This is a genomic window from Arthrobacter sp. NPDC057388 (assembly GCF_042668165.1).
Taxonomy (GTDB): Bacteria; Actinomycetota; Actinomycetes; order Actinomycetales; family Micrococcaceae; genus Arthrobacter.
Genome location: NZ_JBHVBL010000013.1, coordinates 29432 through 41879 on the forward strand (window position 1 = coordinate 29432; position 12448 = coordinate 41879).

The 12448-nt window shown below is 67.6% G+C and carries 14 protein-coding genes; 11 read left to right on the forward strand and 3 right to left on the reverse strand.

What is annotated here, in order from left to right:
• Nucleotides 1–492: 492 nt before the first annotated feature.
• The 4 genes from ACFUTU_RS08585 to ACFUTU_RS08600 all read left to right on the forward strand — a co-directional run bounded on the left by ACFUTU_RS08585 (nucleotide 493) and on the right by ACFUTU_RS08600 (nucleotide 3803).
• The gene (locus ACFUTU_RS08585; protein WP_377963167.1) at nucleotides 493–2193 is read left to right on the forward strand and encodes an ATP-binding protein; all 1701 of its coding nucleotides are present in this window, start codon (nucleotides 493–495) and stop codon (nucleotides 2191–2193) included.
• A complete protein-coding gene (locus tag ACFUTU_RS08590) occupies nucleotides 2190–2885 on the forward strand; it encodes a response regulator transcription factor (RefSeq protein ID WP_377963169.1) in 696 nt (231 codons plus the stop codon). Before ACFUTU_RS08585 ends, ACFUTU_RS08590 begins: the two co-directional genes overlap by 4 nt.
• A gap of 113 nt (nucleotides 2886–2998) precedes the next feature.
• Nucleotides 2999–3430, forward strand: a complete 432-nt coding sequence (locus ACFUTU_RS08595) for a hypothetical protein (protein ID WP_377963171.1) — start codon at nucleotides 2999–3001, stop codon at nucleotides 3428–3430.
• 55 nt (nucleotides 3431–3485) lie between these two features.
• Nucleotides 3486–3803, forward strand: a complete 318-nt coding sequence (locus ACFUTU_RS08600; protein ID WP_377963173.1) for a hypothetical protein — start codon at nucleotides 3486–3488, stop codon at nucleotides 3801–3803.
• Nucleotides 3804–3950: 147 nt separating this feature from the next.
• Here ACFUTU_RS08600 and ACFUTU_RS08605 read toward each other — a convergent pair whose 3' ends face one another.
• Together ACFUTU_RS08605 and ACFUTU_RS08610 are read right to left on the reverse strand one after the other, a co-directional pair.
• A complete protein-coding gene (locus ACFUTU_RS08605; RefSeq protein ID WP_377963175.1) occupies nucleotides 3951–4346 on the reverse strand; it encodes a hypothetical protein in 396 nt (131 codons plus the stop codon).
• A gap of 86 nt (nucleotides 4347–4432) precedes the next feature.
• Nucleotides 4433–4621, reverse strand: coding sequence for a hypothetical protein (locus tag ACFUTU_RS08610; RefSeq protein WP_377963177.1), 189 nt, complete (start codon nucleotides 4619–4621; stop codon nucleotides 4433–4435).
• A 124-nt stretch (nucleotides 4622–4745) separates the two neighbouring features.
• Here ACFUTU_RS08610 and ACFUTU_RS08615 point away from each other — a divergent pair, with 124 nt between their 5' ends.
• The 7 genes from ACFUTU_RS08615 (at nucleotide 4746) to ACFUTU_RS08645 (ending at nucleotide 10994) form a co-directional block, all read left to right on the forward strand.
• Complete coding sequence (locus ACFUTU_RS08615; RefSeq protein ID WP_377963179.1) at nucleotides 4746–5702, forward strand: phosphatase PAP2 family protein; 957 nt, start codon at nucleotides 4746–4748, stop codon at nucleotides 5700–5702.
• Nucleotides 5703–5842: 140 nt separating this feature from the next.
• Complete coding sequence (locus ACFUTU_RS08620) at nucleotides 5843–6700, forward strand: class I SAM-dependent methyltransferase (protein ID WP_377963181.1); 858 nt, start codon at nucleotides 5843–5845, stop codon at nucleotides 6698–6700.
• Nucleotides 6697–7983 (forward strand): aminotransferase class I/II-fold pyridoxal phosphate-dependent enzyme, encoded by a 1287-nt coding sequence (locus ACFUTU_RS08625; protein WP_377963183.1) that lies wholly within the window; start codon nucleotides 6697–6699, stop codon nucleotides 7981–7983. The genes ACFUTU_RS08620 and ACFUTU_RS08625 overlap by 4 nt, the downstream gene beginning before the upstream one ends.
• On the forward strand, nucleotides 7980–8570 hold the full coding sequence (locus ACFUTU_RS08630) for a carboxymuconolactone decarboxylase family protein (protein WP_377963185.1): 591 nt from the start codon (nucleotides 7980–7982) through the stop codon (nucleotides 8568–8570). The genes ACFUTU_RS08625 and ACFUTU_RS08630 overlap by 4 nt, the downstream gene beginning before the upstream one ends.
• 383 nt (nucleotides 8571–8953) lie before the next feature.
• Entirely contained in the window at nucleotides 8954–9295 is a 342-nt protein-coding gene (locus ACFUTU_RS08635; RefSeq protein ID WP_377963187.1) for a hypothetical protein, read from the forward strand.
• Nucleotides 9296–9356: 61 nt separating this feature from the next.
• Complete coding sequence (locus ACFUTU_RS08640) at nucleotides 9357–9959, forward strand: hypothetical protein (protein WP_377963189.1); 603 nt, start codon at nucleotides 9357–9359, stop codon at nucleotides 9957–9959.
• A 369-nt stretch (nucleotides 9960–10328) separates the two neighbouring features.
• Nucleotides 10329–10994 (forward strand): hypothetical protein, encoded by a 666-nt coding sequence (locus tag ACFUTU_RS08645; RefSeq protein ID WP_377963191.1) that lies wholly within the window; start codon nucleotides 10329–10331, stop codon nucleotides 10992–10994.
• 81 nt (nucleotides 10995–11075) lie between these two features.
• On the opposite strand, the gene ACFUTU_RS08650 is transcribed toward ACFUTU_RS08645, so the two are convergent.
• Nucleotides 11076–12443, reverse strand: a complete 1368-nt coding sequence (locus tag ACFUTU_RS08650; protein ID WP_377963192.1) for an MFS transporter — start codon at nucleotides 12441–12443, stop codon at nucleotides 11076–11078.
• Between the last annotated feature and the right edge of the window lie 5 nt (nucleotides 12444–12448).

Consider the following 12448-nt stretch of genomic DNA (forward strand, 5'->3'; position numbering starts at 1 on the left):
CCTACTATCCCCATGAACTGCATTCCCCATGAATGGCTTGGATTCATACTTGTCACTCAGGCAAGTAGGGGCACGAGTAGCGAGTACTCGAATTTCGGTTCGGCCACTACTTGGTCGCATTTGCATCTATCCGGCCACCACGCGGATGAGTGGCCCGGGGTGACCCCCGGGTTCCCCCTGGAACCCGCCCGAAGGACCGCAGCGGGCTCCGCGAACACCAAGTTTTTCCCAAGAACCCGGGGCTACATTCGTAAGTATCCGCAGTTAGAACGGTACTTTTGCGATCCTCGTCCCCGGAGGACCGCTCAGTCAGCATGAAATGGGTGATCCAATGAGGCGGACCATGGCCGGGCCGGGTACAACCAAGTACTCCGAGTACTCGGCGATGAGCGTCTTTGCCGGCCGCTCAGGATTTCAAAAAATTTCTGCGCGGCGCGCCCCGGCGTGCGCCATGTTAAGTGCGTCACACCGCGGAAGAGCCCGGGTATTCCCATGAACGCCGCCGGCGCACTGCGCACGGAGGTCCATTCCGTCCGCTTCCGGCTGCTGGCCACGCTGCTTGTCTTCATGGCCGTGGGGCTCTTCGTCGCCGGCGCGGCCACCCATGCCGCGCAGCTGAAGAGCCTCAACGACCGTGTCAACGCCGAACTCCAGCTGCCGCGCAAGAACCTGGACGAGCTGGCCAAACAAGGCCGGCCGAATTTCGGCGGCACCGCGTACACCACCCTGCACGACCTCTTCAGGACCTATCTGCGCAACGGGGCTCCCGGCGGCTACGAATCCGTCATGACCATGCTCCGCGGGGGCAACGTCATCCTGCCCTACGCGGAACAGCCAACCAAGCTGAACACCCGCGCCATCACCGACCATGTCTGGGACTGGAGTGTTCCAAACCAGACTGTCATGCGGGACGTTGAGCTTCAGGGCAGGCAGGTCCGCCTGGCCATCACGTCGGTTTCCCTGAACACCGGCGGCCGCCAGGACAGGGGCCTGCTGATTGCCTCGAGTGAGATCGGCGCGCAGCGGGCCGAGGTTTTCGCTTCGATGTGGACGTTCGCCCTGGCCTCCCTGGCAACGCTCGCAATGACCGGCCTGGTGGGCTACATGGTCACCGGACGGTTGCTCAGTCCCGTCCGGCGCCTCCGCGAAGCCACCGAGGCCACGACCTTTGAGGACCTGACCAAGCGGGTTGAGGTGCCTGACAGCACGGACGACGTTGCCCAGCTTGCGATGAACTTCAACCGCATGCTCGAGCGTCTTGAAGCGGGCTTCGACAACCAGCGCCGCTTCGTCCACGACGCCAGCCACGAACTGCGCACCCCCATGACGATCATCCGCGGCTACCTGGAGCTGCTCCGGGCCGGGGATCCGGACGACGTCGACCAGACCCGGATGCTGCTCCTGGACGAGCTGGACCGGATGCAGGTACTGGTGGATGACCTGCTGATCCTGGCCCGCAGCGGCCGGCCGGACTTCGTCACCCCCGCCTGGGTGGAGGCGGACGACCTCCTCGAAGACGTCCTGAACCGGGTCCGGGTCCTCGGCGAGCGCCGGTGGCAGCTGGACGCGAAACCGGGCGGCCTGATCCGCGCCGACCGCCGCCGGCTCACCCAGGCGCTCGAGCAGCTCGCTGCCAACGCGGTTAAGCACACCTCGGCGTCGGACCGTATTTCCGTCGGCGGGGCCTGGGTGGAGGACGACGGCGGCGCTCCCCAGAGCGGCCGGGCGGCAGTTGCGCGGGAGCTGGCAGACTCGGCACCGCGGGTGCTGGAGATCTGGGTGTCAGACACAGGCACAGGGATCCCCGCCGGCGACCATGAGCGCATCTTCGAGCGCTTCGGCAAGGGCAGCAATTCGGCGGCGTCGGAGGGTTCAGGCCTGGGGCTGTCCATCGTGAAGGCCATCGCCGAGGCACATGGCGGCACGGTGCTGCTGGAATCGGAGGAGGGCAAGGGCAGCCGCTTCGTGCTCCGGATCCCGTCCGGCGGCGGGCACGCTGGCCGTGAAGCGGACGATTCGGCCGCGGCGGATGCCGCCGGCCAAAGCGGCAGCGGCATGGAAGGCCATGCCCCCGGCCGCCCCGCCCCCAGGGGACCCCGGCACAAGGGGACGGGCGCCGGAGGCGGCAAGCCAAAGCCGGCGGGACCGGCGTCGGGCATTGGGCTGGCTACCAGGGCGGGAGGTACTCCTTGACCCGGATCCTGATAGCCGACGACGAGCCGCGCATCGCAGCGTTCCTCGCCAAGGGCCTCACCGCGGCCGGTTACACCACCACCCAGGTCTCGGACGGTGTGAAGGCGCTGGATTACGCCACGTCCGGGGAGTTCGACCTCCTCATCCTGGACATCGGAATGCCGAGGATGGACGGTCTCACCGTGCTCAAGAACCTCCGCGGCATGCAGTCCACGATTCCGGTGATCATCCTGACTGCGGCGGACAGCCTCGAAAGCACGGTGGCGGCGCTCGAGGGCGGCGCGGACGACTACATGACCAAGCCCTTCCGGTTCGAGGAACTGCTGTCCCGGATCAAGCTCCGTCTCCGCGGGGCCCAGGCGGTTGCCTCCGCGCCGACGTTCGTCTGCGGCGACCTGTCGCTCGACGTGAACCTCCGCACGGCCGAGATCGGCGGCCGCGTGATCGACCTGTCCGCCCGGGAGTTCGTCATGGCCCGCACGTTCATGGAGAACGCCGGGAAGGTGCTCAGCCGCGAGCAGCTCCTCAGCCGGGTGTGGGGCTACCACTTCGAAGGCTCCTCGAACGTGGTGGACGTGTACGTGCGCTACCTGCGGCACAAGCTCGGCCAGGACCGCATCCAGACTGTCCGGGGCGTGGGTTACCGCCTCGTGTGCCTTCCGGGCCCCTCCCCTGCCGCCCCTGCTGGTTAGACCGCATGCGGGGTGCATGAGAAGACTCTCATGGGCGTCTCATCCCTGCCTCACCTTCACACTCCACAGTTGAAGCACGAAGGAGGTGTGGCAGGCCGATGAAAAGGTGGTCGTTGCTCAGCATTCCGCTGGTGGGTCTCGCCAGCATCACCGTCTGGGCGCAGGCTGTTACCGGGGCTCCGACAACTGAGCAACCCGGCGTCATTGTCCGTGAACCGGCCCCCCGGGACTTGGTGCTCAAGGGCAGCACCGAAAACCCCGGCGTATCGCCGCGCACCAGCCCCAGGGCGACGCCCAGGAGTTCCTCCCCCGCACTGAAATCAGCGCCACTGGACCCGGCACCCGCCACAGAAGCCCCTGACGCCACCGAAGCCCCTGACTACACCGAAAATCCTAACGAGGAAGCCGGCGTCGAGCTTGTGGAACCGCGCCAGGTCACTTCCCCCGCAGTGGAACCCACTGACGATTCAACGTCCTCGAGCCAGCTCGACGGCAAAGACGGTCTCTCCGGCACCAGCAGCAGGAGCGGCAGCAGCAATGAATAAGCGCACGCGGCGGCAACCAGAAGAAGCAGTTTCCCCCCGCAACAAGGAGTCAGTGATGCACACCGAATTCCGCGATCTGTACGAGCCCATTCCGCCGGAACGATGGGGCTCCACGGTCGACTCAGCCTACGGCCAGCCGACAACCGTGATGGTGGACGACTCCGAACTCCACCAGCAGGTCCTGGACATCATTCACAATGTGCTCGCCACCTCCGATCCGCGGTCAGAGGTCCGGCGCCGGCTCCTGCGCCACCTGGCCGAGAACCCCGGCCATCCTGAACAGGCCCTGCTGGACCACTTGCGCGACCGGAACCGGCGCGGCGGCCGTCCGCCGCGCGGCGACCGGGCTGCAGCCGTCGATCCGCACGTCTAGCAGGCACACCGCAGCTTCGGCTGCCCCACAGACCGGGTACCCGGCGCGGCACGGGTACCCGATGCATGTCAGGCCCGGATTGGGCGGGTCGCTCAGTCTTGGGGGGCGCTCAGTCTTGGGGGGCCGCTCAGTCGGCTGGAAACCCGCTCAGAAGAGCAGGACCACGAATCCCCCGACGAAACTCAGAACGCCCACCGCGGTGAGGATCCAGCCGAGGATCAGGACGATATTGTCGTGCTTGGGCGGTTTCAGGCCCCACCGTGAAGGGTGGCAGAGGTCGTAATGCAGCTCCACCTGCGTTCCGGCCACAAGCCCCCGCGCGACGTCCGAGTCCACCAGGGTCTGGCGCGGGACGTTTTCCTGGTCGGTCCAGCGGAAGCCGGTGAAGCCGCCGGCCGTGTAAACCTCACCGGTGGTCTTGGTCCACGCGCAGCGGCGCCGCTCGATAATCAGCCCCCACACGAGCAACGGCACGCCGGGGAGGAAGCCCACCCAGGTCATTATTTCCAGGATGGGGCCAAGTGCACCCACGAGACCGCCCATGCACCAACTTTAGCCGCCCCCGGCACTGTTCTTACCCGCCGTTCTGCCCTGTTCCCGGCCGCCGTTCCGGCGCGCCGGCGGTGCCGTCAACTTCCGGTTTCCTCCGGGTGCTCGCGGGCGCGCTGCACTTCCGGCGTATCGCCCTGCTGCGGGATGAAATCCGGGTCCAGCTTGGTGCTGAGGTCCATATCTTCCCGGTCAGGCGCTTCCCGGCCAGGCTCGTCGCGGGCCGGCTCGTCGCGGTCAGCGCCGGTCACGTCTGGGTTTTCGCTCATGGCCCCAACGTAATCGCGCGGCATGGCAGTGTCGAGAGTCCAGGCAGCCTCCGGAAGTCCGGAAGCAGGGCGCACCCACCCGGCGGACAGGAACCTCCCAGCAAACTGTGACACCCTTGTTACGATGACTTTCCAGCTCAGGGACCCCCGCCGTAAGAAGCAAGGCCGCCAGCAGCAGGGCCGTCAGAAGCCGCGCCGCCAGCCCTCGGCCGGGCCGGTACGCCTCGCAGCCGGCACCGGCTTCCTGTTTGCTGTGGCCACCCTGGCCTGCGCCACGGGCCTCGCGGCCACCTACTACTACTTCGTCCGCACCACCACCGGCCAGTTCATCGACGAGTCCGCCCTGGTGGAGGCAGTGGAAATCCACGGGCCAGCGGGCAAGGTGACCACCCGGTTCCTGGACTGGCTGCCCACCATCTCCCTGGTGATGGCCGCCGTCGTTGTCCTTCTGGTGACGGTCCTTCACCGCCGCTGGCGGGACGCCGGTATTGCGGTCACGGCGTGCGTGGCGGCGAACATCGCCACCCAGGTGCTGAAGGACCTGCTGCCGCTGCGGCCATACCGCGGCGTGGAGACGCTGGAGCTGAATTCGCTGCCGTCCGGGCACACCACCTTGGCAGCGTCCGCGGCGGCGGCCGTGTTCCTCATGGCCTCCCCGCGGTGGCGCCCGCTGGCCGGGTTTGTGGGCGGAACCTTCGCGATCGCTTCAGGCATGTCCACGCTCGTCAACCAGTGGCACCGGCCGGCGGATGTGGTGGCGGCGTTCCTCGTGGTGGGCTGCTTCACGATTCCCGCGGGCTGGCTGATCCTCCGCAACGACGGCCGCGAGTGGAGCGTCTGGGACGGCTTCGGCGGCCATTGGGGATCGGCGCGGCTGTGGATCGGGCTGCCGGTGGTGCTGGGGCTGGCCTCGGCGGCGGTGTCCGTGTATTCGCTGGTCAACATTGCGCCGGGCGCCGGCCAGGAGGGCAGCACCACCAACTACTTCTGGGCGGGCATCTCGCTGATCGTGATCGCAGGGTATCTGGCCACCGTGGCCACGACGTCCCTGTTCGCGTATGCCGTCCGGCGCCGGGACTGACGAAGGCGGGCGCCCCGCGCAGCCTTTACAAGCCCAGCCGCGAAGCCCACAATAAGTCGCACCACAGCCTCCACCGGGTCAGCCTCCACTGACTCGGCAGTGCGCTGCAACTGAACCTGCGAGAGCAGAGGTGCGCGGACATGAACGACCAGGCCGGGGCGGACAAGGCCCTGAAGGAAAAGCACCGGGCCATGTGGGCGCAGGGCGATTACCCTGCCCTCGCCAGCGAGCTCCTCGCCGATCTGGGCGCGATCCTGGTGGAGGCCTGCAACGTCAAACCCCGCCAGCGCGTCCTGGACGTCGGCACGGGTGCCGGCAATGCTGCCGTCCCCGCGGCCATGATGGGTGCCCGGGTTATCGCCAGCGATCTCACCCCGGAGATGTTCGACGCCGGCAGGCGGCAGGCTGCCGACCGCGGCGTTGAGCTCGAATGGGTGGAGGCCGACGTCGAGAACCTCCCCTTCGCGGACGGCGAGTTCGACGTCGTCATGTCCTGCCTCGGTGCCATGTTCGCCCCGCACCACCAGGCGAGCGCCGACGAAATGGCGCGTGTCTGCAAGCCCGGCGGAACCGTGGGGCTGCTGCACTGGACGCCGGAGGGCTTTATCGGGCAGATGTTCGCCACCATGAAACCGTTCGCTCCCCCGCCGCCGCCAGGCACGCAGCCCGCGCCGCTTTGGGGCAGCGAGGACCATGTCCGCAAGCTGTTCGGCGACCGTCTGGACGACATCCGGGCGCAGAAGCGGACCGTTGCCATCACCAGCTTCCGGCAGCCCGAGGACTTCCTGCGCTACTTCAAGTCGCACTACGGCCCCACCATCTCCCTGTACAAGTCACTGTCGGGCGACGGGGATAAGGCCAAGGCCCTGGACGAGGCCCTCACGGAACTGGCCGGCACCTACATCGAAGCCCATGGCGACACCCCGGCGCAGATGGAATGGGAGTACCTGCTGCTCACGGCGAAGGCCAATGCCAAGCCCCGGGATACGGGACAGTGACGGACTCCCCGGGCACCGGCTCCGCCGCATCGCGCCGCGCCCTTGAGGTGGCCGGCATTCCGTCGTTCCGGAGGATCTCGGAGCACCTGAACCATTCCACCTATTCCCGCCGCAAACATCTTCCGGACATCTGCGACTTCACCCTGGGCAACCCGCACCAGATGCCGCAGGAAGCCTATGTTGATGCCCTCCGGGACGCGCTCCACCCGCACGACGACCAGTGGTTCGCGTACAAGACCAACGAGGTGGATGCCAGGGAGGCGGCCGCGGAGTCCCTGAGCCGGCTGCTGGAGGTCCCCTTCGAACCCAGGGACCTGTACCTCACCACCGGCGGGTTCACCGCGATCGCCGTGGCGCTGAAGGCCGTCTCCGATCCGGGCGACGAGGTCATCTACAGCCTGCCGCCCTGGTTCCTGTACGAGCCGCTCGCCGTCGAGGCAGGACTGGTCCCGGTCAAGGTCAGCATCGACCTTGAAACCTTCGATCTGGATCTGGCGGCCATCGCAGGTGCGATCACGGAGCGCACCCGTGTGGTGATCATCAATTCGCCGAACAACCCCACCGGAAGGATCTACCCGCCCGGGCTGCTCCGCCAGCTTGCCGCGCTCCTTGATGACGCGTCGGAGCGGATAGGCCGGCGGATCTACCTGGTCTCGGATGAGCCGTACAACAGGATCGTCTTCGACGGCGCCCGCTTTCACAGCCCGGCGGAGTTCTATCCCTACACACTGCTGGCCTACTCCTACGGCAAGACGCACCTGTCACCGGGCGAGCGCATCGGTTACTTGGCGCTGCCGCAGAGCATGCCGGACCGGAAGGAACTGGGCACCGCCATCGAGGCCATGCAGCTGGCCATGGGCTGGATCTACCCCAACGCAGTGCTGCAATATGCGCTCCCGCGGCTGGAAACGTTCAGCATCGACGTCGGCCAGCTGCAGCAAAAGCGGGACCGCATGGTCCAGGAGCTGGGCGGCATGGGATACCGGCTCCGGCCGGCCGAAGGCACCTTCTACCTGTTCATCCGCTCCCCCATCGATGACGACGAGGCCTTCACCGAGGCCCTCGGCCAGGAGGACGTCTTTGTGCTTCCGGGCGTCCTGTTCGAAACCCCAGGGTTCTTCCGGATTTCCCTCACGGCCAGCGAGGAAATGGTGGAGCGCAGCCTGCCCCACTTCCGTGCCGCCATCGAACGGGCGGGCCAGGACCGGCCGGAGGACGCGGAAATCAAGCTTCCCACCGGCCTCATCCCGATCATTCCCGCGAGTCCAAGGAAGCTGCCGTGACCGTCCTGCGCACCACTCCCGAGGCTGAGGCCACGGGCCTTACGGCCAAGATCTACGACGACGACCTCCGGTCCCTGGGGTACGTCACCACCCATACCAAAACCATGGCGGTCAATCCGGAGGCGTACGAGGCCTTCGAGGGGCTGCTGGGCACGATCACCGCCGGGATGGACCTGCGGCGTTACGAGCTAATTACCTTGGCAGCAGCAACGGCCATCGGATCCACACACTGCAGGCTGGCCCATGGACTCAAGTCCCTGAAGGCAATTCCGGAGCCGGAACTGCTGCGGATCGCGCGTGATTTTCGGAACGCCGGGCTGTCTCCCGCTGAGGTAGCCATGATGGAGTACGCAGAAAAGCTCAGCGCCAATGCCGCGGCGATGACCAAGGCTGACGGCCTCAGGCTGCGTGAGCACGGCTTCAGCGACAGAGAGATCATGGACATCACGCTGGTGGCGGCGGCGCGAAACTATCTAAGCCGCTCCCTGCTGGCCCTCGGCGTTGAGCTCGACCGGCCTCCCACGCTGAGTCCGGAACTGCAGGACGCGCTACTGGCTCCGCTGGAGACACGCCACTCGCAGGCCTAGCTACCCGGGGGGTTGCCGGCCCGGCATGTCAGGGGGTGAGTTGCCGGGCCGGCCAACTGGCTGAACTGCCACTCGCGGCTGTGGCGTCGACCAGATGGAAAGATCGTGCCAGCCGTTCCTCGGGAAATCCCGTTGAACCTTGGAGAGGCCGGACCCCCAATTTACCGGCGTCCCGTACAGGCCGGGAACTTCCGGCGCACCTGCGGCCCGGGGGGGACCCCACCCCCACCGCCGGTCCAAGGTTCACCGGCCATCCACCATGGCGCCCAAGAACAATATCGGCATGAGGCACATCCTCCTGCCAACGGGGATTGCCGGCAACGCCGCCGGTCTCAGCGCAGCCGGAAGGGCCCGCGGGGCGGCGTAGGTGGAAGGTGAATAAGATGATGAGCCCTGACCCGTACTCATCCGGCGGCAGCCACTGGCAGTCGCCGACGGCCCGGCCCGCCAGCCAGCCGGCCGGAAGGCCGCCGGCAATTCCCTGTCCGGCTCCCACCGCCGGGCACCCTGGAGGCGCCGGGCACACGCCGCCGCGCGGCCCCGAACGCTCACCGCATGGCGGCATTCTGCAGCGCCAACTGATGCGGCTCATCGGCGAAATCCTTGGCGACGAGAGCCTGAACTCCGAGGTCAGGCTGCGTCTGCTCCGGCACATCTCGGAACATCCGGGGCACCCCGAGCAGGCGATGCTGGCGCATCTGCAGGAGATCAAGGACGCCGGGTGACAGCCCGTCCGCGGCCTGGCACCTGCCTCCAACCAATTAGGACAACTTCCTGGAGTGGACCATGAAAACCAGAGCAGCCCTTGCACTTTCCGTGACCGGGATCCTCCTGACCGGATCTGCAGCCCTCGCTGTCAACACGCAGGTGCTGAACACCACGCCGGCGGGAACCGGCAACGCCAACAGCGTCCTTCTGCCTAACAGCCCGGGCAGGACTCCAACACCGGCCGTCGCCAGCGCGAAAGCGGCGCCCGCCACCGCCTCTGTCGCCGGCAGCGGCACCGCCCCCGCCGCCACCAGGACGGCCGCGGCGCCGGACCAAGGGGACAGCGAGGGCGGTGACCGTAAGGGCGGCCGGCGGACGGCAGCAACGCGTCCGCCCGGTGACGGCACAGGCGGCACTGTTACGGGACATGACGACGCCGGTCCGGCCGGGTCCCAGCCCGGCAGCACCATAGGCTCCCCGTCCGGCGCCGTCAATCCCGGCTCCCAGCCGGCGGGCACCGCCGGTTCCCAGCCCGCCGCCGGGAATCCCGCCGTCGTCGTCCACCCGGGCGACGACAGCGGCGGCCTGCGCACGGCCCCGGAACCGGGTGACGACAAGGGCGGACAGCGCAAGGCACCCGAACCGGGCGACGACAGCGGCGGCCACGGTTCCGACGACTGAACCTGATTCTGCACGGGGGCGTGAACCCTCACCTCGGGCCTTCCGCAGCTTTGCCGAAGGCCCAGTTGAATTGCTCGTATTACACGATTGAAAGTCACAATTTCGAGTCGACACGCCGGAGATTGAAAAACTCTTTCTTTGCTTAATTCGGAAATCAACCTGTATCGTATTCATTTAGGTAGACCGAAACTCCCTGGAGCCATACCTTCCAGGAGACCGCGCCCTGCATCGCAGCGCGCCAGCCACTCCCGGCACCCCCATAATCCCCAAACCCAGCCCTGCAATTCCTGCTGTCCGGAACCGCCCGGCCAGCCCAGCTCCCGGCACCATTCTCAGGGGAGCCCAACAGTGATGAAAGGCCGGCATTTTATGATCGCCGACACCCGCACCACCTTGACCCGCCCTGAAACCCGCACCGCAACCTCCCCGTCCAAGCGCACTTTCGCCCCCGTCCGGCGCAGGCGGGACAACCGCATCCGCACCACCTCCCTCAAGCAGACCATCCGATTGTTCCTGCTGGGCCTCCTCTGCACCGCAGGCTGGGTAGGCTCCCTGCTGGTGGGCCACTTCGTGGACTGCGGCCCGGAACTGCACCGCATCGGTCTCGCGGTCCACATTCTGGCCCTGGTGCTGTCGTTCGGCACCATCCTCGTTGTCGACTGGCTCGGCCTGCTGTGGCTCATGGGCAAGGTGCAGATGCACGAATCCCCCAAGCTCGAGGCCGCCGCGAAGCCCCTGATCTGGGGCGGGCTGGCCCTGCTGCTGGCCTCCGGTGCCCTCATCCAGCCCGACCTCACCAATCCGGTGACCGTCATCAAGCTTGTCTGCGTGCTGGCCCTGATGCTCAACGGTCTGAGCATCGCCCCCGCCATGCACCGGATGTTCGCTCTCCCGCCGGAAACTCGTTTCAGTGAACTGGGCCGCCGGCTGCGCAACCGCCTGCTGATCGCCCTCAGCATCTCGCAGGCCTGCTGGTGGACGGCCGTGCTGATCGGCCTCGTCAACAGCACGCTCCGCCGCTGGTACGGCGCCTAGCGTCTCCCTGCCGCGCCCTCCCGCAGGTGCCCCTGCCCAACTGACTTGCAGTACTTGCCGTTTTCAGCCCTCAAAACGGCGTTAACTGCGAGCCAGTTGGGCAGCGGGCTTTTCCGGGTGCACGCCGCGCAGCAGCCGTGGCAGGGCCAGCGCCGCCAGGACCGCGAGTCCGATCATCGGCAGCCACGGGGTGCCCGGCCACCAGTGATGGCGGCCGGTCAGATCCAGCAGCCACCCCAGCACCGCGTTTCCCGCCAGCACCGCCACGCCGCCACAGGTTGCGGACAGTCCGTAATACGCGCCGCGGCCCGACGCCGGCCCCTCCGCCGGGATGAACCGCGGGATCAGCGACAGGATGGTGGGCCTGAGGAGCATGTGGCCCAGAATCAGCGCGCCGACGATGCCCGCCATCACCGCCACTGAAGCGGCGTCTCCCGAACCGGGGGCTGCGCCCGCATCGACCGGCGGGGCATCCACGGACGTCACCGCGGCCGCCGCCAACGCGCCACCCACGAGCAGGAAACCTGCCGACATGGCCCGGCCCGGTCCCAGCCGCTGTCCGGCGGCGGCCACGGGCAGCTGCAGGAGCAGCGTCAGGACCGAGGCGAGCAGGAAGAGCATGGCCAGCCACGATGCATCCAGCCCCCGCCGCTCCAGCTCGAGCGGGAACGCGAAATAGAGCTGGTTGTAGGCCACCATGCTGGTGCTGGCGAGCAGGCAGAACGCCAGGAAGCGCCGGTTCGTCAGGCATCCCAGCGCGCTGCGGGACTGCCCCGGGGAGGCTTCCGGCTCCCCCGGGCCCACGGTCTTCAGCGTCCCGGATGAAGCAGCTCCGGAAGCGCCGGGGAGCCGGAACCACAGCACCACGGTCACGGCAGCGAACACCGCGATGCCCGCCGCCAGCGCCGCGTCAAAGCCCCACCCCAGCAGCGCCGCTCCCAGCAGCGGGCCGGCCAGGGCGCCCATCTCCCCCGTGATCGCCAGCCAGACGAACACCGAGCGCCGGCCCTTTCCCCGCCCTCCCTTGTCCTTCTGTTCCCCGGGGTCCGCGTGCTCCGCGGGGTCCGCGTGTTCTGCACGGTCGGCATGGGACAGCCGGGACTCCAGGGCAGGTGAAAACAGCGCACCTCCCGCACCGGTCAGCACGGCTCCGAGGAGGAACAGGGTGAAATCCGAGGCTGCGGCCAGCGTCGCGTATCCGGCGATGCGGACCAGGCAGCCGGCCAGGATGGCGCGCCGGGCACCCCACCGGTCGGCCAGCAGGCCGCCGAACAGGAACATCCCCTGCTGGCTGAACGTGCGGGCCCCCAGGACAAGCCCGACGGCGGCGGCATCCAGGCCGAAATCCCCGCCCATGGCGCCGGCCAGGAACGGGACCACGGCGTAGAAGCCAAGGTTGAACACCAGCTGGGTGCCGAGCAGGATGCGCGTTTCAGGCAGGTACCGCATTGGCC

What these genes read in the sequence shown, in the direction of transcription:
- ACFUTU_RS08585 (WP_377963167.1), top strand. Translation starts at nt 493, where the DNA reads ATGAACGCCGCCGGCGCACTGCGCACGGAGGTCCATTCCGTCCGCTTC.
- ACFUTU_RS08600 (WP_377963173.1), top strand. Translation starts at nt 3,486, where the DNA reads ATGCACACCGAATTCCGCGATCTGTACGAGCCCATTCCGCCGGAACGA.
- ACFUTU_RS08605 (WP_377963175.1), bottom strand. Translation starts at nt 4,346, where the DNA reads ATGGGCGGTCTCGTGGGTGCACTTGGCCCCATCCTGGAAATAATGACC.
- ACFUTU_RS08610 (WP_377963177.1), bottom strand. Translation starts at nt 4,621, where the DNA reads ATGAGCGAAAACCCAGACGTGACCGGCGCTGACCGCGACGAGCCGGCC.
- ACFUTU_RS08615 (WP_377963179.1), top strand. Translation starts at nt 4,746, where the DNA reads ATGACTTTCCAGCTCAGGGACCCCCGCCGTAAGAAGCAAGGCCGCCAG.
- ACFUTU_RS08620 (WP_377963181.1), top strand. Translation starts at nt 5,843, where the DNA reads ATGAACGACCAGGCCGGGGCGGACAAGGCCCTGAAGGAAAAGCACCGG.
- ACFUTU_RS08635 (WP_377963187.1), top strand. Translation starts at nt 8,954, where the DNA reads ATGATGAGCCCTGACCCGTACTCATCCGGCGGCAGCCACTGGCAGTCG.
- ACFUTU_RS08640 (WP_377963189.1), top strand. Translation starts at nt 9,357, where the DNA reads ATGAAAACCAGAGCAGCCCTTGCACTTTCCGTGACCGGGATCCTCCTG.
- ACFUTU_RS08645 (WP_377963191.1), top strand. Translation starts at nt 10,329, where the DNA reads ATGATCGCCGACACCCGCACCACCTTGACCCGCCCTGAAACCCGCACC.
- ACFUTU_RS08650 (WP_377963192.1), bottom strand. Translation starts at nt 12,443, where the DNA reads ATGCGGTACCTGCCTGAAACGCGCATCCTGCTCGGCACCCAGCTGGTG.